General features: G+C 70.0%; 17 protein-coding genes. 6 read left to right on the top strand and 11 right to left on the bottom strand.

What is annotated here, in order from left to right:
* Nucleotides 1-6: 6 nt before the first annotated feature.
* Nucleotides 7-1,965: a pyrroloquinoline quinone-dependent dehydrogenase gene (locus ACO06I_RS00815; protein WP_421930736.1), complete on the bottom strand. Its 1,959-nt coding sequence runs from the start codon at nucleotides 1,963-1,965 to the stop codon at nucleotides 7-9.
* Between the two features lie 131 nt (nucleotides 1,966-2,096).
* Here ACO06I_RS00815 and ACO06I_RS00810 point away from each other — a divergent pair, with 131 nt between their 5' ends.
* Nucleotides 2,097-2,543 (top strand): type II 3-dehydroquinate dehydratase, encoded by a 447-nt coding sequence (locus tag ACO06I_RS00810; RefSeq protein WP_421930735.1) that lies wholly within the window; start codon nucleotides 2,097-2,099, stop codon nucleotides 2,541-2,543.
* Nucleotides 2,544-2,547: 4 nt separating this feature from the next.
* The gene (locus ACO06I_RS00805; RefSeq protein ID WP_421930734.1) at nucleotides 2,548-3,849 is read left to right on the top strand and encodes an MFS transporter; all 1,302 of its coding nucleotides are present in this window, start codon (nucleotides 2,548-2,550) and stop codon (nucleotides 3,847-3,849) included.
* 53 nt (nucleotides 3,850-3,902) lie between these two features.
* On the opposite strand, the gene ACO06I_RS00800 is transcribed toward ACO06I_RS00805, so the two are convergent.
* Entirely contained in the window at nucleotides 3,903-4,778 is an 876-nt protein-coding gene (locus ACO06I_RS00800) for a shikimate dehydrogenase (RefSeq protein WP_421930733.1), read from the bottom strand.
* A 268-nt stretch (nucleotides 4,779-5,046) separates the two neighbouring features.
* Between ACO06I_RS00800 and ACO06I_RS00795 the strand changes: the two genes are divergently transcribed.
* Nucleotides 5,047-5,742, top strand: coding sequence for a TetR/AcrR family transcriptional regulator (locus ACO06I_RS00795; RefSeq protein ID WP_421930732.1), 696 nt, complete (start codon nucleotides 5,047-5,049; stop codon nucleotides 5,740-5,742).
* Between the two features lie 88 nt (nucleotides 5,743-5,830).
* On the top strand, nucleotides 5,831-7,720 hold the full coding sequence (locus ACO06I_RS00790; RefSeq protein WP_421930731.1) for a bifunctional sugar phosphate isomerase/epimerase/4-hydroxyphenylpyruvate dioxygenase family protein: 1,890 nt from the start codon (nucleotides 5,831-5,833) through the stop codon (nucleotides 7,718-7,720).
* Here the strand turns inward: ACO06I_RS00790 and ACO06I_RS00785 are convergent.
* Nucleotides 7,717-7,998 carry a helix-turn-helix domain-containing protein gene (locus ACO06I_RS00785; protein ID WP_421930730.1) on the bottom strand — a complete coding sequence of 94 codons (282 nt, stop codon included), beginning with the start codon at nucleotides 7,996-7,998 and terminating at the stop codon, nucleotides 7,717-7,719. The two genes, ACO06I_RS00790 and ACO06I_RS00785, sit on opposite strands and share 4 nt — an antisense overlap.
* A 136-nt stretch (nucleotides 7,999-8,134) precedes the next feature.
* On the opposite strand from ACO06I_RS00785, the gene ACO06I_RS00780 reads away from it, so the two are divergent.
* Nucleotides 8,135-9,145 carry an alpha/beta fold hydrolase gene (locus ACO06I_RS00780; protein ID WP_421930729.1) on the top strand — a complete coding sequence of 337 codons (1,011 nt, stop codon included), beginning with the start codon at nucleotides 8,135-8,137 and terminating at the stop codon, nucleotides 9,143-9,145.
* A 4-nt stretch (nucleotides 9,146-9,149) separates the two neighbouring features.
* Here the strand turns inward: ACO06I_RS00780 and ACO06I_RS00775 are convergent, their stop codons facing one another.
* The 4 genes from ACO06I_RS00775 to ACO06I_RS00760 form a co-directional block, all read right to left on the bottom strand.
* Nucleotides 9,150-10,094, bottom strand: coding sequence for a retroviral-like aspartic protease family protein (locus ACO06I_RS00775; protein WP_421930728.1), 945 nt, complete (start codon nucleotides 10,092-10,094; stop codon nucleotides 9,150-9,152).
* A gap of 2 nt (nucleotides 10,095-10,096) precedes the next feature.
* A complete protein-coding gene (locus ACO06I_RS00770) occupies nucleotides 10,097-11,230 on the bottom strand; it encodes a zinc-binding dehydrogenase (protein WP_421930727.1) in 1,134 nt (377 codons plus the stop codon).
* 99 nt (nucleotides 11,231-11,329) lie between these two features.
* Nucleotides 11,330-12,274 carry an alginate O-acetyltransferase AlgX-related protein gene (locus tag ACO06I_RS00765; RefSeq protein WP_421930726.1) on the bottom strand — a complete coding sequence of 315 codons (945 nt, stop codon included), beginning with the start codon at nucleotides 12,272-12,274 and terminating at the stop codon, nucleotides 11,330-11,332.
* On the bottom strand, nucleotides 12,271-13,893 hold the full coding sequence (locus tag ACO06I_RS00760; RefSeq protein ID WP_421930725.1) for a GMC family oxidoreductase: 1,623 nt from the start codon (nucleotides 13,891-13,893) through the stop codon (nucleotides 12,271-12,273). The genes ACO06I_RS00765 and ACO06I_RS00760 overlap by 4 nt, the downstream gene beginning before the upstream one ends.
* Nucleotides 13,894-14,065: 172 nt before the next feature.
* Between ACO06I_RS00760 and ACO06I_RS00755 the strand changes: the two genes are divergently transcribed.
* Entirely contained in the window at nucleotides 14,066-14,767 is a 702-nt protein-coding gene (locus ACO06I_RS00755) for an alternative oxidase (protein ID WP_421930724.1), read from the top strand.
* A gap of 34 nt (nucleotides 14,768-14,801) precedes the next feature.
* On the opposite strand, the gene ACO06I_RS00750 is transcribed toward ACO06I_RS00755, so the two are convergent.
* From ACO06I_RS00750 to ACO06I_RS00735, 4 genes are read right to left on the bottom strand one after another with little or no spacing between them, the layout of a single operon-like run.
* Complete coding sequence (locus ACO06I_RS00750) at nucleotides 14,802-15,218, bottom strand: group III truncated hemoglobin (RefSeq protein WP_421930723.1); 417 nt, start codon at nucleotides 15,216-15,218, stop codon at nucleotides 14,802-14,804.
* On the bottom strand, nucleotides 15,215-16,222 hold the full coding sequence (locus tag ACO06I_RS00745; protein ID WP_421930722.1) for a zinc-dependent alcohol dehydrogenase family protein: 1,008 nt from the start codon (nucleotides 16,220-16,222) through the stop codon (nucleotides 15,215-15,217). The genes ACO06I_RS00750 and ACO06I_RS00745 overlap by 4 nt, the downstream gene beginning before the upstream one ends.
* Before the next feature lie 9 nt (nucleotides 16,223-16,231).
* A complete protein-coding gene (locus ACO06I_RS00740) occupies nucleotides 16,232-18,760 on the bottom strand; it encodes a cation-translocating P-type ATPase (protein ID WP_421930721.1) in 2,529 nt (842 codons plus the stop codon).
* Nucleotides 18,761-18,763: 3 nt separating this feature from the next.
* Complete coding sequence (locus ACO06I_RS00735; RefSeq protein ID WP_421930720.1) at nucleotides 18,764-19,921, bottom strand: site-2 protease family protein; 1,158 nt, start codon at nucleotides 19,919-19,921, stop codon at nucleotides 18,764-18,766.
* Between the last annotated feature and the right edge of the window lie 42 nt (nucleotides 19,922-19,963).

Raw genomic sequence — 19,963 nt, 5'->3', positions numbered from 1 at the left:
CTCGCTCTAGGGCAGGACGAAGACATTGAGGGCGTCGCTGGTGATCGGGCTGTCGAGGAAGCTGCCCCCCGTGGCCACCACCGCCACATACTGGCGGCCGTCCTTGCCCTGATAGGTGATGGGGGTGGCGTGGGCCGAGGCGTCCAGCTTGACGGTCCACAGTTCGGCGCCCGTCCTGGCGTCGAAGGCGCGGAAACGGCTGTCGTCGGTGGCCCCGATGAACACCAGGCCCGAGGCGGTGGCGATGGCCCCCCCGATATTGGGCCGCCCGGTCTTGGCCACCTCCGGCGGCAGGTTGTCGCTGACCCCCAGCGTGCTCTGCCAGGCGATCTCCCCGGTGTTGACGTCGATGGCGGTGAGGGTCCCCCACGGCGGCTTCTGGCACATCAGCTTCTTGTCGCGGTCGGAGAACCGGCCGGAGCTGTCGCCCTGGGTGCTGAGCGTCCCGTCGGGGGTCTTGGTGAGCTGCTCCACCTGGCCCAGATTGTTGGCGTTGACGAAGAAGTAGCCCAGGGCCGGGTTGAAGGCCCCGCCCCCCCAGTTGGCGCCGCCCTGGCGGCCGGGGAAGTTGATGGTGGGGGTGTTGAAGCCAAGCGGCAGGTAGGGTCCGCCGAACCGCATCTTGTTGGAGACCACGAAGTCGCGGCAGAAGGCCTCCAGCTCCGGGGTCACCGTGGCGATGTCGTCGAGGGAGAAGGTCTGCCGCGCGAAGGGCGGCGGCTTCACCGGGAAGGGCTGGGTGGGCGAGGCCACCTCGCCCGGCACGTCGCTCTTGGGAACCGGGCGCTCCTCGACATCGTAGAGCGGCCTGCCGGTCAGGCGGTCGAGCAGGAAGAACATCCCCGACTTCGACACCACCCCCACGGCCGGGATAGTCTTGCCGCCGCGCTTCAGCTCGATCAGGGCCGGCGGGGCCTGGCTGTCCAGGTCCCAGATGTCGTGGTGCACCACCTGGAAGTGCCACAGGCGTTTGCCGGTGTTGGCGTCCACGGCCACGATGGTGCTGGAGAACAGGTTGGCCCCCAGACGGTCGCCGCCGAAGCGGTCCCAGGTCGGCGCGGCCACCGGCATGAACAGCATGCCGCGGGCGACATCCACGGTCATGAAGCCCCAGACATTGGCCCCCGAGCGGCCGTCGCCGCTGTCCGCGGCCCAGGTGTCCCGGCCGAACTCGCCCTTGCGCGGGATGGTGTGGAAGGTCCAGGCGAGCTTGCCGGTGCGGACGTCCCAGGCGCGCACGTCGCCCGCCGCCCCCATGGCCGGGAACTCCTGGGTCGCCGAGCCGGTGATCACCAGGTTCTTGTAGACGATGGGGGGCGAGGTCAGGCCGTACTGGCCGCCGGTATAGCCCTGCATGATCTCCGGGGTCTTGAGGTCCACCACCCCCTTGTCGCCGAACCCCGCCACCGGCTGGCCGGTGGCCGCATCGAGAGCGAGGAGCCGCCCGTCACGGGTGGCGAACAGGATCTCCGGGGGCGCCTTGCCGTCGCCGGGCCAGTACTCGACCCCACGCAGGGACGGCTGGCCGGGACCGGCCACGTCATAGGACCAGATCTGCCTTCCGGTCTCCGGCTCCAGGGCCACGACCTTGCCGTAGGGGTTGGTGACGTACATGACCCCGCCCACCACCAGGGGCGTGGCCTGGGACGAGGGCTGGCGGTTGAACCGGCCGCGGCCTCGGGGCGCGCCGACCCCCTCGGCCGCGCGCTGGGCGTCCGAGGCGCCGGCCGGCGCGGGCGCGGCGGCCGGCGTCGCCGGCTTCATGTGATAGGTCCAGGCGGGCGTCAGCTTGGCCACATTGGCCGGGGTGATCTGGGTCAGGGGCGAATAGCGCATCCCCCCCGCGTCATGGCCGTAGGTGGGCCAGTCGGTCTGGGCCCGGGCCCCCTGCCCGCTCAGGCCGGCCGCGGCGAGCGCCAGGACGGCGAGCGCTGCGCGGGCTTTGACAAGTCTCGTTGCGCCCATGATGTTTCTCCCCAGGCCTTCGACGAGGCTTGGAGTCATATTGTACGAACTGGTATGTTCATACAACTGCGAAGCGGCTATCAAGGTCGCGCAAGCCGCGCATAAGCTGCGGCGGTCGGGGAGCGAAACAGATGTCGAAGACCGTCCATGTCCTCAACGGGCCCAATCTCGACCTGCTGGGCGAGCGGGAGCCGGCGATCTACGGGCATGAGACCCTGGCCGACGTCGAGGCCCAGTGCCGCGCCGCCGCCGCGCGCCATGGCTTGGAGCTGGTCTTCGCCCAGACCAACGCCGAACACGTGATGATCGAGCAGCTCCATGCGGCCCGGAAATCGGCGGGCGTGGTCTATAACCCGGCCGCCTTCTGCTACAGTTCGGTGCCCATCCTGGACGCCCTGAAGATGTGCGACTGCCCCCTGGTGGAGGTCCACATCAGCAACATCCACCGCCGCGAGGCCGAGTGGCGGTCCAAGTCGATCATGACCGCGGTCTCCACCGGCATGATCACCGGCCTGGGCGTCCACGGCTATGTCCTGGGGGTCGAGCACATCGCCTATCTGATCGCCAGGAAGGGTTGAGACCATGACCGCCTCCAGCCCCTCGGCGACCCGGCCGCGCGCCAGCCGCGCCCGCCTGGTGATCCTGGCCCTGCTGACCCTGGGCACCATGATCAACTACCTGGACCGGACGGTCATCAGCGTGGCCGCCCCCCTGATGACCAAGGAGCTGGGCCTGAGCGCCGCGGTCATGGGGATCGTCTTCTCGGCCTTCTCCTGGACCTACGCCGCGGCCCAGATTCCCGGGGGGGTGTTCCTCGACAGGGTCGGCGTGCGCCTGACCTATTTCCTGTCCATCACCCTGTGGTCGGGCTTCACCATGCTGCAGGGCCTGGTCACCGGCCTGCCCAGCCTGATCCTCTATCGCCTGGGCCTGGGCGTCGCCGAGGCGCCCTGCTTCCCCTCCAACAGCCGGATCCTCTCCACCTGGTTCCCGCAGCAGGAGCGGGCGCGGGCCACCGGGGTCTATTCGGTGGGCCAGTACTTCGGCCTGGCCTTCCTCAGCCCCGTGCTCTTCTGGATCAGCGGCGCCTTCGGCTGGCGGGCCCTGTTCCTGATCGTCGGCGCCATCGGCATCGTCTTCGGCCTGATCTGGTTCGTCAGCTATCGCGACCCCCACGACAGCAAGTCGGCCAACCAGGCCGAGCTGGACTACATCGCCGCCGGCGGCGGCCTGGCCCCCAAGGGCGAGAGGACCAAATTCGCCTGGAGCCACATCGGCTTCCTGCTCAGGCAGCGCCAGATCGTCGGCGCCTCCATCGGCCAGTTCGCCGGCAACTCGACCCTGGTCTTCTTCCTCACCTGGTTCCCCACCTACCTGGCCACCGAACGGCACATGGGTTGGCTGAAGGTGGGGATCTACGCCGTCCTGCCCTTCATCGCCGCCTCGGTGGGCGTGGTGGTGGGCGGGCTGATCTCCGACATCCTGCTGAAGCGGACAGGCTCGGCCAACCTGGCGCGCAAGCTGCCGATCATCTCGGGGCTCCTGCTGGCCTCGACCATCGTGGTGGCCAACTTCGTCTCCTCCGACAAGCTGGTGATCGCGGTGATGAGCGTGGCCTTCTTCGGCCAGGGCATGGTCAATCTGGGCTGGACCCTGATCACCGACGTGGCGCCCAAGAAGCTGATCGGCCTCACCGGCGGGGTGTTCAACCTCTGCGCCAACCTGGCCGGGATCATCACGCCGATCGTGGTGGGCTTCATCGTCGCGGCCACCGGCTCGTTCTTCTACGCCCTGGCCTTCATCGGCGTGATCGCCCTGATCGGGGCGCTGTCCTACATCTTCGTGGTGGGGGACGTCCGCCGGGTCGAGTTCGAGGGGGAATAGGCGGCGCCTTGCCCGACCATCCCGACCGGGCCCGCGGCGACCTTCGGAGGCGCCTAGTCCGCCACCGCCGACAGCGGGCGGGCGCGGGCGAAGCTGGCCAGCATGCGTTCGGCGTCCGGGGTCACCCCGGTGAACAGGCGGAAAGCCTCGGCGGCCTGGAACACCACCATGCCGCCGCCGTCGCAGGTGCGGCAGCCGATGGCGCGGGCGGCCTTCAGGAGTTCGGTCTCCAGGGGCACATAGACCACCTCCGAGACCCACATCTCCGGGCGCAGCAGGCTCCTGGAGAGCGGCAGGCCGGGATACTGCGCCATGCCGATGGGGGTGGCGTTGATGAGACCCGTGGCCTGGCCGACGGCCGCGGCGACGTCCTCCACCACCGACACACGGCCGCCGCCGAAGCTACGGCCCAGGGCCTCGGCCAGATGGCCCGCGCGGTCGCGGTCCAGGTCGAAGATCGCCAGGGTCTCGGCGCCCAGGGTCAGGGTGGCGTAGGCCACCGCCGCCCCGGCCCCGCCGGCGCCCAGCTGCACCACGCGGCCCATATCGGCGCCGGGCAGGCCGCGGCGGAAGCTCTCGGCGAACCCCCACCAGTCGGTGTTGTGGCCGATGCGCTCGCCGTCCCGGAACACGACCGTGTTCACCGCGCCCAGGGCCTGGGTCTCGGCCGGCAGGCGGTCCAGCAGGGCGATGACGTCCTGCTTGCAGGGATGGGTGACATTGACCCCCAGGAAGCCGCGGCCCTGGGCGTGGTCCAGCAGGGCTGCCAGGCCGCCCTCCACCGGCGGCCGGTCCAGGTCGAGGATCTCGTAGGCGAGGTCGAGTCCGAGGGCCCGCGCCTCCTCCATGTGCAGGAAGGGGCTCTTGGAGCCCTGAATCCCCTGGCCGATCAGGCCGGTCAGCAGTTTCGTGGGCTGGGCGTCCGCCATTCCATCAATCCGTTCGGACCGGACCACGGCGGACGCGGCGTCGCGCGCCGGCCTGTTTCCCGTCCCCAAGCCCTTCCTCCGAAGCTCTCGCGCAAACTATTATACGATCCAGTTCGTACAACAAGCGTGTAGGCTGCTTCCTCTCGCCATCGGACGCCTGGCCCCCGGGCTCCGGGATGTGGAGCCGCCGATTGGGGAAGCTCCCGGTTGCGTGATCCGACCGGCGCGATAAGTAGACGGGGATCACTGGGATCTGGGAATGGACGACATGGCGCGTGATTCGGTGAAACGCCGCGGCGAGAGCGCCAAGCCCGCCCCGCCCAAAGCCGAGGCTCCGCGGGAAAAGACCCGCACCAACGATCCCGACCGCACCCGCGCCAACATCATCGCCGTCGCCACCCACGAGTTCTCGGAAAAGGGGCTCTCCGGCGCGCGGATCGACGAGATCGCCGAGCGGACCCACACCTCCAAGCGAATGATCTACTACTACTTCGAGAGCAAGGAGGGCCTGTACCGGGCCGTGCTCGAGGACTGCTACCGCCGCATCCGCACCATCGAGAGCACCCTGGACCTCAAGACCAAGCCGCCCCTGGAGGCGCTGGCCCAACTGGTCCGCTTCACCTTTGACTACCAGCTCGCCAACCCGGACTTCATCCGCATGGTGATGGTGGAGAACATCCACCACGGCGAGCACATCGCCCAGTTGCCCAGCCTGCAGACCACCAATCTCGACGCCATCGACTCCCTGCGCGACATCGTCGCCCGGGGCGTGGCGGAGGGTGTGATGCGCAAGGACATCGACCCCATCGACCTGCACATGTCGATCAGCGCCCTGTGCTTCTTCAACGTCGGCAACCGCCACACCTTCTCGACCATCTTCAAGGTGGACATGACCACCCCCGCCGCCTCCGCCGCGCGGCGGGAGTCGGTGACGGACATGATCCTCCGTTCGGTGGCCCCGTAGCGCCGCCCCAGTTTGACGTACTAACTGGTTAGTTTTAGCCTGACGCCTCATCCGTGCGCGGCCCGCGCCGGAGTCGGAGGCCTGCGTCTTGCGCCATTCCATCGCCACCGTGTCCATGAGCGGCGGCCTGCAGGAAAAGCTGCTGGCCATCGCCGCGGCCAAGTTCGACGCCGTCGAGATCTTCGAGAACGACCTGCTGTTCTTCGACGGCGAGGCGCGTGATGTTCGCCGCCTGGCCGACCAGCTGGGCCTGAAGATCGCCCTCTTCCAGCCCTTCCGCGACTTCGAGGCGGTCTCCGACGACATCTTCAAGCGCAACCTCGATCGGGCCGAGCGCAAGTTCGACCTGATGGGGGAGCTGGACACCCAGCTCATGCTGGTCTGCTCCAACGTCTCCCCGGCCGCCATGGACGACGACGCGCGGGCCGCCGCCCAGCTCGCCGAACTGGCCGAGCGCGCCGCCCGGCGCGGCCTGCGGATCGGCTATGAAGCTCTGGCCTGGGGCGCCCATGTAAAGACCTATGGCGATGTCTGGCGCATCGTGAAGCAGGCCGACCACTCCCACCTCGGCGTCATCCTCGACAGCTTCCACACCCTGGCCCTGGGCGACGATCCCGCCGGCATCGCCGACATCCCCGGCGAGAAGATCTTCTTCGTCCAGCTGGCCGACGCGCCGAAGCTGAACATGGACGTGCTGTCCTGGAGCCGCCATTTCCGCTGCTTCCCGGGCCAAGGCGAGTTCGATGTGGCCGGCTTCACGGCCCAGGCCATCGCCGCGGGCTATACCGGCCCCCTCTCGCTCGAGATCTTCAACGACGAGTTCCGCGCCTCCCCGGCCTCCCAGACCGCCCGGGACGGCATGCGCGCCCTGCTCTATCTCGAGGAACAGATCCGCGGGCGGCGGGCGGAGCTGGAGCCGGCCCAGGTCCGCGGCCTGAAGCGCGTCGACCTCATCGATCCCCCCGCCCCGCCGGTCATCTCCGGCGTCGCCTTCCTGGAATTCGCCGTCGACCATGGGGCCCGCGACGACCTGGCCACCTGGCTGACCGGACTGGGCTTCTCCAAGGTCGGGCGGCACCGCACCAAGGACGTCACCCTCTATCGCCAGGGGGAGATGGCCATCGCGCTCAACGCCGAGAGCGAGAGCTTCGCCCACGCCTACTACCTGCTGCACGGCGCCTCGGTCTGCGCCATCGGCCTGCGGGTGGACGACCGCGAGAGCCTGCTCACCCGCGCCGAACTGTTCGGCTGCAAGCGCTTCGAGGAACGGGTGGGACCCCACGAGATCCCCATGCCCGCAGTCCGCGCCCCCGACGGCAGCCTGGTCTATCTGGTGGACGCCGGCTTCGATCCCGCCGCCGACTTCACCCGCGAGCGGGAGGACGGGCGCGGCGAGGGCAATATCTCGGTCGTCGACCATGTGGCCCAGGCGGTGCCCGCCGACCAGTTCGACTCCTGGCTGCTCTACTACCGCGCGGTCTTCGGCCTGCAGCCCCAGGAGAGCTGGGTCCTGCCCGACCCCTATGGCCTGGTCCGCAGCCGGGCCCTCACCAATCCCGGCCGCACCGTGCGCCTGCCCCTGAGCTTCTCCGAGAGCAGCCGCACCATCGTCGCCCGCTCACTCACCACCTTCGCCGGCGCCGGGGTCAATCAGGTGGCCTTCCTCACCGATGACATCTTCGCGGCGGTCTCCAGGATGCGCGCCAAGGGGGTGGCCCTGCTGCCGATCCCGGCCAACTATTACGACGACCTGGCCGCCCGCCTGGGGCTGGACGACGACTTCATCCACCGCCTGCAGGACCACGACGTGCTCTATGACCGCGACGCCAGGGGCGCGGAGTTCCTGCACGTCTACACCCAGATGTTCCAGGACCGCTTCTTCTTCGAGGTGGTGCAGCGGGTCGGCGCCTATGACGACTACGGCGCCGTCAACGCCCCGGTGCGCATGGCCGCCCAAGGCCGCGCCAGCGCGCGCTAGGCCCCCGCCTTGGCCAGGTCGTCCAGCCGGGCCGAGAGCCGCTCGAACAGCTCCACCGGCTCCACCCCCACCGAGCGGGCGACCTTGTAGAATTCCAGGGTGTCGATGCGCCGCTGGCCCGTCTCGATCATGCAGACGTGGCTGGCGGTCTTGCCGATCCTCGCCCCCAGGCCGCGCTGGCTGACGCCGGCCGCCTGCCGGGCCTCCACCAGGATCTCACGCAGCAGCTGGTACTCCTCGCTGAACACGGGATTGGCCCGCCGAGTGCTGAATCCCATCACCGCCTCCTCGCCCCACGTCGCGATATTCGTTTGTACTACATACTAATATCACCACCGCGCCAAGACTGCCATGATTGACATGTACGAACTAGTACGTTTTAGCTGAGGGCAAGAAGACGAGGGGATGGAAACCATGGGCCGCCAAGGTCTCGCGACGATTATGGGCGGGCTCGCCCTCAGCCTCAGCCTGGCCGGATCGGCCCTCTCGCAGGTGGTGCCCCGCACGGAGATCTATCCGCCGCACAACGCCAGCTTCCCCGCCGGCGTCACAGGCCTACCTGACCTGATGTACCAGACCATCCCCGGCTACCGGCCGATGAAGCTGGACCTCTACCTGCCGGCGACGCCGGGACCCAAGCCCCTGGTGATCTATGTCCACGGCGGCGGCTGGACCGGCGGCACCCAGCGGCTGGCGGGCACCTTCGACTCCTGGCCGGCCATCCTGGCCAGGCTCGCGGCCCGCGGCTATGTGGTGGCCAGCGTCAGCTACCGGCTGAGCGGCGAGGCCCGCTTCCCCGCCGCCATCCAGGACGTGAAGGCCTCCATCCGCTGGCTGCGCGCCAACGCCGCCAAGTACGACATCGATCCCAGCCGCGTGCTGCTGTGGGGCGGCTCGGCGGGCGGCCAGCTCGTGGCGCTGGCGGGAACCTCCTGCGGCGTGGCGACCCTAAGCCCCCTGCCCAACGAGGGCTCCGTCGAAGCCGGCACGGTGCGTGGCGGAAGCGCCTCCGACTGCGTCCAGGGCGTGGTGGATTTCTACGGAATCTCCGACCTGGCGGCCATGGACGCCGGCGTGCCCGTCAACGCCCCGCTGACCACCGCGGGCCAGTATCTCGGCTGCCAGACCGCCCTGTGCGCCCCCAGCCTCGTGGCCTCGGCGAGCCCCATCACCTATGTCGACGCCAAGGACCCGCCGTTCCTGCTGGTCCATGGGACCAGGGACCGCACCGTCCCCTACGCCCAGTCGGAATTGCTGGCCGCGGCCCTGCGCGCCAAGGGCGTGCCCGTCGAACTGGCGCCAATTCCCGGGGCCGACCACAGCTTCGTCATGGGCTCGCCGGAGAAGAACGCCGCGGTGAACGACCAGGTCCTGGCCAAGGTCTTCGCCTTCATCGACGCCACCATCGGCAAGCCCGCGAAATAGCCGCTCAGCCGATCTCGAAGGTCACGGTCGAGCGTCCGAAATCCAGGGACACCACCGTGAAGGCGGCCAGCAGGTCCATGCCCAGCACCAGGGCCGGCTTGTTGGCCAGACCCCACAGCCCGAACACCGGCAGGTCGGCGAACACCACCGGGACATTGCCCAGCTGCACGCCCCCCAGCCGCAGAAACGGCAGGTAGAGCATGTCGCCGACGAAGGTCTCGCCGGTCACCGAGATCATGGTGACCTTCTCCAGCTTGCCCTCCAGCCGCTTGTCCAGCATCGCCCGCAGGGTCGGATTGCCGATGGAGAGCTGGGCCCCGGAATCGATCATCGCATTGATGGACTTCTGGCCGAGGTCGGCGTCGACGATGGTCAGCTGACCGATCCGCTTGCGAGCGGCCACCACCACCCGGTCCGGCGTGCTGGTGTCGCGGCGCGAGGCGGTGATCGAGACCTGCTTGCGCTTCATGTCCAGGATCAGCCTCTGGCCCTTCAGCCAGTCCACCGCCAGCAGTCCGTCGATGTCGGTGCCCACGAAGGGCAGGACCGGGACCTTCACCCGCCGCTGGGCCCGGCTGCCCACCTGCAGGCGGTCGACCAGCACGCTGTTGCGCGACCGGCGGCCCATGATGGTGTTGACCACCACCTTGCCCCCGTCCGGCAGGGTCAGGACCTTGGCCAGCTCGGTGGAGATGCAGGAGCGGTTGGCGCCGGTGTCCACCATGAAGGCGAAGGGCCCCTGACCGTTGATCGTCACCGGCACGGTGATCCGCGCGAACGCGTCCTTGCCGCTGGCGACCTGGGTCGGCTCCACCGTGGCCTGATCGTCGTCGACGACCGGCGGCTCGGGGGGCGTCTGGGCGGCGGCCAGGCCGCCCGTCAGCAACAGCGCCCCGGCCCCGCCGATCGCCGAGGCGGCGTCCCGTCGAGTCAGGCGGGGCGCGCCCAAGACTAGAGGCCCTTGCTCGGATTGATCAGGTACTTCTCGCCGGTGGCGCGGCGGTTGTAGGCGGCGATGATCTCGGGGTTCAGGGCCTCGGCGAGGGAGATCTCGTGGGAATAGTGGCTGGCGAAGGTGGTCTTCAGTTCGTCCAGAACCCGCTGGCGCAGCTTGGCGCCCGCCTCGGCCCCGATCTTCATCAGGAACGGGGTCAGCAGCCAGCCCCCCAGGCCCCAGGACATGCCGAAGGCGCGGCTGAGTTCGGTGGGCGCCGTGTTGAGCCCGCCATAGATGTAGACCTGCTTGTAGGTCGTTGAACCGTAACGGCTATAGGTCTTGGCGGTCATGTTGGCCGCCACCTCCATGCCGTTCAGGATCTGCCCGGCCAGCTTGCCGCCGCCGATGGCGTCGAAGGCGAGCGTCGCGCCGGTGGCCACCAGGGCCTTGACCAGCTCCTCCTGGAAGTCGGGCCGGCTGGAGTCGACGATGTGCTTGGCGCCGATGTCCTTGAGGATCTTCACCTGCTCGGGGCTGCGGACGATGTTCACCAGCTCCACCCCGTCCTTGAGGCAGACCTTGTTGAGCATCTGGCCGAGATTGGAGGCCGCCGCGGTGTGGACCAGGGCGGTGTGCCCCTCCCGGCGCATGGTCTCCACCATGCCCAGCGCCGTCAGCGGATTGACGAAGCACGAGGCGCCGTCGGCGGCGGTCGCGCCCGGCGGCAGGACCAGGACATCGGCGGCCTTCAGCAGGCGGTACTGGGCGTACATCGCCCCGCCCAGCATGGCGACGGTCTTGCCCAACAGGTGCTGGGCGTTGGCGCCGGCCTTGATCACCTCGCCCGCGCCCTCGTTGCCCACCGGCATGGATTCATCGGCTCGGGCCGCCATGGCGCGCATGAAGGCCGGCGGGATGGGGGCGGTGACCACCGGGCGATCCGGCGCGCCGGCCACCTTGGCCTGGGTGATGTCGGCGGGGCCCAGCAGGAGGCCCAGGTCCGACGGATTGATCGGCGAGGCCTGGACGCGGACCAGGATCTCGTCGGGGCCGGGATCGGGAATGGAGACGGTCGCCAGGGACAGCTCCAGTTCGCCGCTGGACTTCACCAGGGAGCGCAGCTCCAGCCCTTGAGTTTCGTTCGCCATCCTGGATCTCCCAATGTGTTGTTGAGATCATATAGCGCCGCTTTCGCCGCTTCCCACCCTTCCCGTTGCGCGCGGGCGATGTGAGGCGTCCGGCGAGCTCTAGCTCTGGGCCAGGGTGGTGATGAATCGCTCGGCGCATTCCCAGAGCACGAGATCGGCCCGCTGTTCGTCCACCACCGCCCAGTCCACCGACTTCGACCACAGGAACACGACCCGGCCGAAGACCGCCGAAAGCGCGTAGGCCAGGCCCATGTTGTAGGCGTAGCTGTCGCCGAAGAGCACCAGCCGGCGGGGATCGGGCGCCTTTGGATTGTCGATGACATAGAAGTTGCCGACGTGCTGGCCGGTGCGCTCCAGCAGCCGGTTGTCCTCCACGACCTGCCCGCTCGGCGCCAGGACCAGCATATCCTCCTCCGGAGGCGGGTCGAAGAAGTGCTCGGTGAGGTCATGGAAGCCACGCCGGCGCCGGACCGCCAAGCCCACGTCGCGGAGACGCGCCTTGGCTCCCATGGTCTCGAGCGCCAGCTCGGCCGCGGCGCAGCAGCCGGAGACCGTCCAATGGGAGTCATGGCGGAAGAAGACCGGCGCCGTGGCCTGCGCCGCCCGCAGGGCCGCCTCTGGATAGAGCAGCCGCGCCTCCGGCGTCAGGGCCGCCTGCAGCAGCCGGAGCGGTCGCCCGTCCCGCTTGTCTTCGCTGGCCAGCCACCGCTTCTCGGGCAGCAGCACCTGCTTCTCGGGCGCCACCAGGTTCCAGAGCTGCACGCCCCGTGCCCGAGCCTGGGCCTGGCGCGCGGCGAAAACGTTCCGCCAGTCGGTCCACCAGGACTCGTGGACCCCGAGCTCGCCCCGATACTGACGCTCCCAGCGGTTGGACCCGTTGGCGATGAACAGGAACCCCTCATGGCCGGTGATCGCCACCAGGCTCGGCGAGGTGATCTCCGGCTTCAGCAGGCTGGCTGGATGACCCGGACCCGCCAGCCGGTCGTGCTCGGCGTCGATGCGATGGATCTCGTCCAGGGACAGGGTCTCGACCGGGTTCGTCATGACGGCTCGGCGCCTCGTCCGGCGTCCTCGATCATCATCCTGGCGGCCTTCTCGGCGATCATCATGGTGGGCGAGTTGGTGTTGCCCGAGGTTATAGTCGGCATCACCGAGGCGTCCGCGACCCGCAGGCCGGCCACCCCGCGCACCCGCAGCCGAGCGTCGGTCACCGCCGCAGGGTCGCTCTCCAGCCCCATCTTCGCCGTCCCTACGGGGTGGAAGATCGTCGTCCCCAGGGCTCGGGCCGCGGCCAGAAGGTCGGCGGCGGAGCTGGCCTCCGCCCCCGGCCGCCGCTCGACGGGCGAGAACCGCGCCAGGGGCGGCTGCGCCATGATCTGGCGCACCAGCTTCATGGCGTCCACCGCCACCCGCTCGTCCTGCGGGGTGGACAGGTAGTTGGGCTGGATCAGGGGCGCGGCGCGGGGATCGGCGCTGGCGGCGTGGATCGAGCCCCGGCTGGCGGGACGCAGGTTGCAGACGCTGACCGTGATCGCCGGGGCCACGTGCAGGGCCTCGCCGAACCTGTCGAGGGATAGGGGCTGGACATGGAACTGCAGGTTCGGCGTCGCCTGGTCCGTTGAGGACCTGGCGAAGGCGCCGAGCTGGGACGGCGCCATGGACATCGGCCCCTTGCGGAACAGGGCGTATTCCGCCGCCATCAGCGGCCTGCGCCACCAGGAGGCGTAGAGCTCGTTCATGGTCGGCACGCCGGTGACGCCGTAATAGGGCCGGATCTGCAGGTGGTCCTGCAGGTTCTCCCCGACGCCCGGCAGGTGCGCCTGGGTCTCGATCCCCAGGGCCGCCAGCCGCCCCCCGTCACCGATCCCCGACAGCTCCAGCAACTGCGGCGTGCCCACAGCCCCGGCCGCCAGCACCACCTCGCCGTCGGCGCGGGCCTCGAAGCTCTCCGCCCCCTGCGTCCAGGCGACGCCCACCGCGCGGCCGTCCTCGATGAGCACGCGCGTGACCTGGGCGCCGGTCACCAGCCGGAGGTTGGGCCGGTTCAGGATCGGCTTGAGGAATCCGCTGGCCGCGCTCCACCGGCGGCCGGCCCGCTGATTCACCTGGAAATAGCCGCAGCCGAAATTGTCACCGGCGTTGAAGTCGCCCACCTGCGGGATTCCCGCCATCTCGGCGGCCTGGGCGAAGGCGTCCAGCACGGCCCAGCGCATGCGCGGGTGCTCGACGCGCCATTCCCCGCCGCTGCGATGGTGGTCGCCGGAGGGGGCGATGTGGTCCTCCTGGTCCAGGAACAGCGGCAGGACATCGTCCCAGCCCCAGCCCGCAAGTCCCATCTGCCGCCAGCCGTCATAGTCTGCGGCCTGGCCGCGCATGTAGATCATCGCGTTGATGGCCGAGGAGCCGCCGATCACCTTGCCCCGCGGATAGGCCAGCTTGCGGCCGTCGAGGCCGGGAATGGCCTGGGTCTCGAACATCCAGTCGGCGCGCGGATTGCCGATGGAGAAGAGGTAGCCCACCGGGATGTGGAACCAGATCCAGTCGTCCTTGCCCCCGGCCTCCAGCACCAGGACCCGGCGGCGCGGATCGGCCGACAGCCGGTTGGCCAGGACGCAGCCGGCCGATCCGCCGCCGACGATGATGTAGTCGAAATGATCGGCCATGAGGTCTCCGCCCCTGCCCTCGCCGGGCTTCGCGGTCCCAGATATCCGCCCCCGCCCGCCGCTGGCTAGGCGAAACAGGCTTGGCCTAGGTAGCAGCCCTTAGGGGAAGGCGCCGAATTTCGCGGGCGATGGGACCGGCCTATCCAGGGGCCAGTTCGAAATGGAGTTTCCGATGTCCACCGCCAATGCGCCCCTGGTCGATCTCAGCGTCCACTACCAGCCGAGCGGCCTGTCCGACCGCTTCGCCCTGGGGGTCACCAAGTTCCTGCGCCTGTTCGCCGACACCTTCTTCGCCAAGCGCTACGGCCACCGGGCCGTGGTCCTGGAGACGGTCGCCGCCGTGCCGGGCATGGTGGGCGCCACCCTCAACCACCTGAAGTGCCTGCGCCGGATGGAGGACGACCGCGGCTGGATCCGCACCCTGATGGACGAGGCCGAGAACGAGCGCATGCACCTGATGACCTTCATCGAGGTCTGCAAGCCCACCGCCTTCGAGCGCTTCATGGTCATCGCCGCCCAGTGGGTCTTCTACCTGTTCTTCTTCGGCCTCTACATCGTCGCGCCGAAGACCGCGCACCGGCTGGTGGGTTATTTCGAGGAAGAGGCGGTGATCAGCTACACCCACTACCTCGCCGAGATCGACCAGGGCCGCTCGCCCAATGTCCCGGCCCCGGCCATCGCCATCCGCTACTGGGACCTGCCGGCCGACGCCACCCTGCGCGACGTGGTCCTGGTGGTCCGCGCCGACGAGGCCCATCACCGCGACGTCAATCACGGCTTCGCCAACGACCTCGTGGGTCTGCCGCTCGGCGCGGTGGCCCCCTGCCCGCCCCACGTGGAGCTGACCCCCAACTGGCGCAAGGCCGCCGCCTGAAGCTCTCCTGACCCTGACGCCGGGCCTGACGCGATCAGGTCCGGCGTTGGGATTCCACGCCCATGAGCAGACTCTGGGCGATGATCTCGGACTTGGCGCGGAACAGGGCCGCGGCCTGTGGCGGACAGGTCTCCTCGGCCGTCTGCTGGAAGAGGTGCAGCCAGCGGGCGAAGTGGCCGCGGCGGATGTCCGGCAGGGCCATGTGGGCCGACATCGGCGTGCCCTTGAACCGCCCGGTCATCAGCATCACCGACGACCAGAAGTCGCACAGCCGCGCCAGGTGTTCGTCCCAGCGATCGCCGATGGCGGCGTCGAAGATCGGCCCCAGCACCGCGTCGCGGCGGACCTTGGCGTAGAAGGCGTGGACCAGCCGATGGATCATCGCCTCGTCGATCCCCACCGGCGTCCCCGGCACCAGGCGCTGGCGGCGGGCGATGTCCTCCGGAGTCATGAACCTTCCTCCCGTGGGACCAGCACGGCGGCGCCGGTGAAGGCGCCGGTCCTCAGATCCTCCAACGCCTGGTTCGCCCGGTCGAGACCATAGGTGGTCACGTGCGCACGCACCCCGGCGCGGACGGCCCAGGGCAGGTAGTCCAGTCCGTCCTGGCGGGTGAGGTTGGCCACCGAGACCACCTGCCGCTCCTCCCAGAGCAGGGCGTAGGGGAAGCTCGGGATGTCGCTCATGTGAATGCCGCCGCAGACCACGATCCCGCCCTTGCGCACGGCGGCCAGCGCGGTCGGCACCAGGGTGCCGATGGGGGCGAAGATGATGGCGGCGTCCAGGGGTTCGGGCGGCGACGCCTCGGACCCCCCCGCCCAGACACAGCCGACTTCGCGCGCCAGGCCCTGGGCCGCGGCGTCGCCGGCCCGGGTGAAGGCGTAGGCCGACTGGCCCTCGAACACCGCCAACTGCGCCAGCAGGTGCGCCGCCGCGCCGAAGCCGTAGAGGCCCAGGGTCTTCACCGGCCGAGGGCGGCAGGCCATTCGCCAGGCCCGGAAGCCGATCAGGCCGGCGCAGAGCAGCGGCGCGGCCTCGGTGTCCGACAGGCCCTCGGGGATGGGGAAGCAGAAGTCGGCGCGGGCGATCATGGTGTCGGCATAGCCGCCGTCGCGGGTCCAGCCGTTGAACCCCGGCGTGTCGCAGAGATTCTCCTGGCCCTCGCGGCAGTAGCGGCAGACGCCGCAGGTCTCCCCCAGCCAAGCCGCCCCCATCCTCTGGCCCACCGCCACGCCGGCGACTCCGGAACCGAGGGCGTCGACGATCCCCACCACCTCATGGCCCGGGATGATCGGGGTCCGCCGCCGCGGCAGGTCGCCGTCCACCACGTGCAGGTCGGTGCGGCACACCCCGCAAGCCTTCACCCGCAACCGGACCTCGCCCTGGCCCGGCTCGGGATCGGGACGCGTCTCCGGCGCCAGGACGGGGCGGTCGGCGGCAAGCGACATGGCGAACATGGGAGGCTCCTAGGCGAGAGTCTGGGCCGAACGGCCCCAGGGCGCCAGGCGCCGCAGGAGTCGCGTCAGGCCGAACCATCCGCCCCCGACCAGGCCCGCCAGGATGGCGACGGCGAGCACGCCGGGCCCCGGCGTCGAGATCCGGAAGATCGACTCCAGCAGCGGCACGAACAGCACTGCCCCCAGCACGGCCACCGCCGTGGCGGTGATCGCCCAGAAGGCCAGCCGGTGGCGGTCGAACAGGCGAACCCCCGCCGAGGCCGAGTCCGACAGGGCCAGGACCAGGTTGGCCAGGATCAGGGCCGCGAAGGCCGCCGCCCGGGCTTGGGGCTCGGTCGCCGCCTGCAGGGCCCAGGCATAGACCCCCAGCACGGCGGCCAGCACGATCAAACCCTGCAGCACCGCCAGCCCGATCTCCCGCGGGCCGAACAGGGTCTCCGACGCCTTGCGCGGCCGCCGCCGCATCGCGCCGGACTCGCTGGGCTCGGCCTCGAAGACCATGGAGCAGACCGGATCGACCACCAGCTCCAGCAGCACCACGTGCATGGGGAACAGCATGGGCGGCAGGCCCATCAGGATCGGCAGCAGGGCCAGGCCCGCGATCGGCACATGGATGGCGGTGACATAGGTCAGCGCCTTGCGCAGGTTGGCGAATATCCGCCGGCCCAGCCGCACCCCGCCGATGATCGAGGCGAAGCTGTCGTCCAGCAGCACCAGGTCGGCGGCCTCGCGGGCCACGTCCGTGCCGCGACGTCCCATGGCGATGCCGATATGGGCGGTCTCCAGGGCCGGGGCGTCGTTCACCCCGTCGCCGGTCATGGCGACGATCTCGCCGTCGGCCTTGAAGGCCTCCACCAGCTGCAGCTTCTGTTCGGGCGCGACGCGGGCGAAGACCCGGACGTCGCGGATCCGCCGCGCCAGGTCGGCGGGGTTCAGGGCCGCGATCTCCGCGCCGGTCACCACGCCGGCCCGGGTGTCGATCCCGGCCTGGCGGGCGATCTCCAGGGCGGTGGCCGGATGGTCGCCGGTGATCATGGCGACCGAGATGCCGGCGCCGCGGGCCTCCGCCAGGGCGGCGGGAACGTCGGCGCGCAGGGGATCCTGGAAACCCAGCAGGCCCTCGAAGACCCACGTCGCCTCTTCCGGGGTCTCGGGAAACTCTCCGGCCGCGCGGCACGAGGCGGCGGCCAGGACCCGCAGCCCCTCGGCGGCGAGGTCGTCCAGCACCTTGTGCAGCCGCGCGCCCTGGGAGGCCGACAGCCGGCAGAGCTTGAAGATCGCCTCGGGGGCGCCCTTGGCGGCCGCCATCTGGCCGCCCTCGCCCGACCAGACCTGGATGACCGCCAGACGCTCCGGACGCAGGGGCCAGGTGCGCAGGGGCTCTTGATGCGGCCCCGCGATGGCCGGCGAATGCAGCTCGAGGATCGCCCGGTCCATGGGGTCGGCGGACCGGGACGCCGAGGCCAGGGCCGCGGCCTCCAGCAGGGCGGCGACCGCCGGGACCGATCCGCGGCCCACCTTGTGTTCCGTCCCGTCGACCCAGAGGCGGCCGAGCCGCATGCGGTTCTCGGTCAGGGTGCCGGTCTTGTCGACGCAGAGCAGGGTCGCCCCGCCCAGGGCCTCGATGACGGCGGCCCGCCGCACCAGCACGTTGTGCCGCGCCAGGCGCCAGGCGCCCATGGCCAGGAACACCGCCAGCACCATCGGGAATTCTTCGGGGATCAGGGCGATCGAGACGGTGATCCCGGCCAGGGCGCCCTCCACCCAGTCGCCGCGGATCAGGCCGTAGACCACCACCAGCACGGCGCAGAAGGCCAGCGCCACCAGGCCCAGCAGGCCCACCAGCCGGCCGGCGGTGCGCTGCAGGGGTGTCGGCTCGTCGGTGATTCCGGCCAGGGAGGCGCCGATACGTCCCAGGGCGGTCTGGACACCGGTGCGCGCCACCTCCGCCGCGCCGTGACCGCGAACGATGAGGGTCCCCGCGAAGAGGAAGGCTCCGCCCTCGCCCCCCGGCGCCGGATAGGGCTCGACGGCCGTGGCGGCGGCGTCCGGCGACTTGGCCACCGGGACCGACTCCCCGGTCAGGGTGGACTCATCGACGCTGAGGATGTCGCCGCGCAGCAGCAGGGCGTCGGCCGCCAGCCGGTCCCCCTCGCCCACCAGGACCAGGTCGCCGGGAACCAGGTCGCGGGCCGGGATCTTGCGTTCGATCCCGCCGCGCACGACCCGCGCCTCGGGCTCGGCCAGCTCCCGCAGCGCCGCCAGGGCCCGCTCGCTGCGGGCCTCCTGGAAGATCACCAGGCCGATGGCGATGCAGGCGCCGCCGGTAAGGAACAGGCCCTCCCCCAGATCCCCCAGCACCAGGTAGAGGACCGAGGCGCCCAGCAACAGCAGGAACATCGGCTCGCGCAGGGCGCCCAGCAGGATGGTGAAGATCCCGCGGCTCTTGGCCCGATAGAGCTCATTGGGTCCGAACCGGAGCAGCCGATGGGCGGCCTCGGCCTCGTCCAGGCCCGATCGTCGCCCATCGTCCGACATGAGCTAGCCTTCGCTCCGCCGGCCCGCGCCACGTTCGAACTGCGCCGCCAATTCCAGCCGCTCTAGCAGGTCGCGCAGGGTGATGACCCCCACCACCCGGTCGTGATCGAGCACCAGCAGCCGGCTGCGGCTTTCCAGGGTCATGCGGTCCAGCACGGCGTGGGCGTCGTCGATCGAGCGGGCGGTGGAGACGCAGTCCAGGGGCGTGCAGACCTCCGACAGGGTCGCCTTCGACCAGCGGTCGCGGGGTGTCTTCAAGATGTTCTCCGCCTCCACCACGCCGATCGTCGTCCCACCCTTGGCCACGGGATACATCCCGTGTTGTCCCGCATAGAGCCGCCGGGCCACATAGTCGTCCACCGTCATGTCGCCCGAGAGGATCTCCAGGGTGTCGTCCATCAGTTCGCCCACCGGATAGCCCTTCAGCAGGCGCCGGGCGTGCAGGTCGAAGGCCGAGGCCTTGGCGGCGGTTCGCAGGAACATCCCGATCAGGGCCCACCAGATGCCGCCGGCCACCTGGCCGGTCAGGGCCAGGCCGACGCCCGCCAGGATCAGCAGCAGGGCCATGCCCTCCCCCACCCGCGCGGCGATGCGCGTGGCCCGGTCGGCGTCCCGCGTGGCCATCCACAGCAGGGCGCGCAGCACCCGGCCGCCGTCCATTGGGAAGGCCGGCGCGAGGTTGAACACCGCCAGGACCAGATTGACGGTGGCGAGATAGCCGAGCGAGCCGGCGATCTCGGGCCCGGAATCCTTGGCCGCCTCCGCCAGGGCCCCGAACACCAGGGCCAGGAGCAGGCTGAGGGCCGGCCCCGCCAAAGCCATCAGCAGCTCGGCCCGCGGCGCGGTCGGCTCCTGGCGCAGCTCGGCGACCCCGCCGAACATGAACAGGGTGATGCGGTCCACCGAGAGCCCGAAGGCGCGCCCCACCAGGCTGTGGGCCATCTCGTGCAGGATCAGCGACACCGCCAGCCCAACCACGACGACCACCGCCATGGTCCAGTAGGAGGCTCGGGGCAGGCCCTCATAGATCTGCGGGAACGACCCCGCCGCCAGCGACCAGGCCAGGAGCAGGGCGATGATCAGCCAGCTCGGCTGCACCCGGATCTGAATTCCGAACAGCCGCGGACCGCCGCTGTGGCGCGCGATCTCTGCATCGGCCATGAGAAGGTCTCCCCAATTGCGGGGAGCATCCTGCTCCGCCCG

Source organism: Phenylobacterium sp. (genome assembly GCF_965229015.1).
Taxonomy (GTDB): Bacteria; Pseudomonadota; Alphaproteobacteria; order Caulobacterales; family Caulobacteraceae; genus Phenylobacterium.
The sequence above is the reverse complement of the archived record's forward strand: the minus strand, read 5'-3'. Positions and strand labels throughout refer to the sequence as shown.

Bases quoted from the DNA above. Each gene is read 5' to 3' on its own strand.
- ACO06I_RS00815 (WP_421930736.1), bottom strand. From the start codon at position 1,965: ATGGGCGCAACGAGACTTGTCAAAGCCCGCGCAGCGCTCGCCGTCCTG.
- ACO06I_RS00810 (WP_421930735.1), top strand. From the start codon at position 2,097: ATGTCGAAGACCGTCCATGTCCTCAACGGGCCCAATCTCGACCTGCTG.
- ACO06I_RS00805 (WP_421930734.1), top strand. From the start codon at position 2,548: ATGACCGCCTCCAGCCCCTCGGCGACCCGGCCGCGCGCCAGCCGCGCC.
- ACO06I_RS00800 (WP_421930733.1), bottom strand. From the start codon at position 4,778: ATGGCGGACGCCCAGCCCACGAAACTGCTGACCGGCCTGATCGGCCAG.
- ACO06I_RS00795 (WP_421930732.1), top strand. From the start codon at position 5,047: ATGGCGCGTGATTCGGTGAAACGCCGCGGCGAGAGCGCCAAGCCCGCC.
- ACO06I_RS00785 (WP_421930730.1), bottom strand. From the start codon at position 7,998: ATGGGATTCAGCACTCGGCGGGCCAATCCCGTGTTCAGCGAGGAGTAC.
- ACO06I_RS00780 (WP_421930729.1), top strand. From the start codon at position 8,135: ATGGGCCGCCAAGGTCTCGCGACGATTATGGGCGGGCTCGCCCTCAGC.
- ACO06I_RS00770 (WP_421930727.1), bottom strand. From the start codon at position 11,230: ATGGCGAACGAAACTCAAGGGCTGGAGCTGCGCTCCCTGGTGAAGTCC.
- ACO06I_RS00765 (WP_421930726.1), bottom strand. From the start codon at position 12,274: ATGACGAACCCGGTCGAGACCCTGTCCCTGGACGAGATCCATCGCATC.
- ACO06I_RS00760 (WP_421930725.1), bottom strand. From the start codon at position 13,893: ATGGCCGATCATTTCGACTACATCATCGTCGGCGGCGGATCGGCCGGC.
- ACO06I_RS00755 (WP_421930724.1), top strand. From the start codon at position 14,066: ATGTCCACCGCCAATGCGCCCCTGGTCGATCTCAGCGTCCACTACCAG.
- ACO06I_RS00750 (WP_421930723.1), bottom strand. From the start codon at position 15,218: ATGACTCCGGAGGACATCGCCCGCCGCCAGCGCCTGGTGCCGGGGACG.
- ACO06I_RS00745 (WP_421930722.1), bottom strand. From the start codon at position 16,222: ATGTTCGCCATGTCGCTTGCCGCCGACCGCCCCGTCCTGGCGCCGGAG.
- ACO06I_RS00740 (WP_421930721.1), bottom strand. From the start codon at position 18,760: ATGTCGGACGATGGGCGACGATCGGGCCTGGACGAGGCCGAGGCCGCC.
- ACO06I_RS00735 (WP_421930720.1), bottom strand. From the start codon at position 19,921: ATGGCCGATGCAGAGATCGCGCGCCACAGCGGCGGTCCGCGGCTGTTC.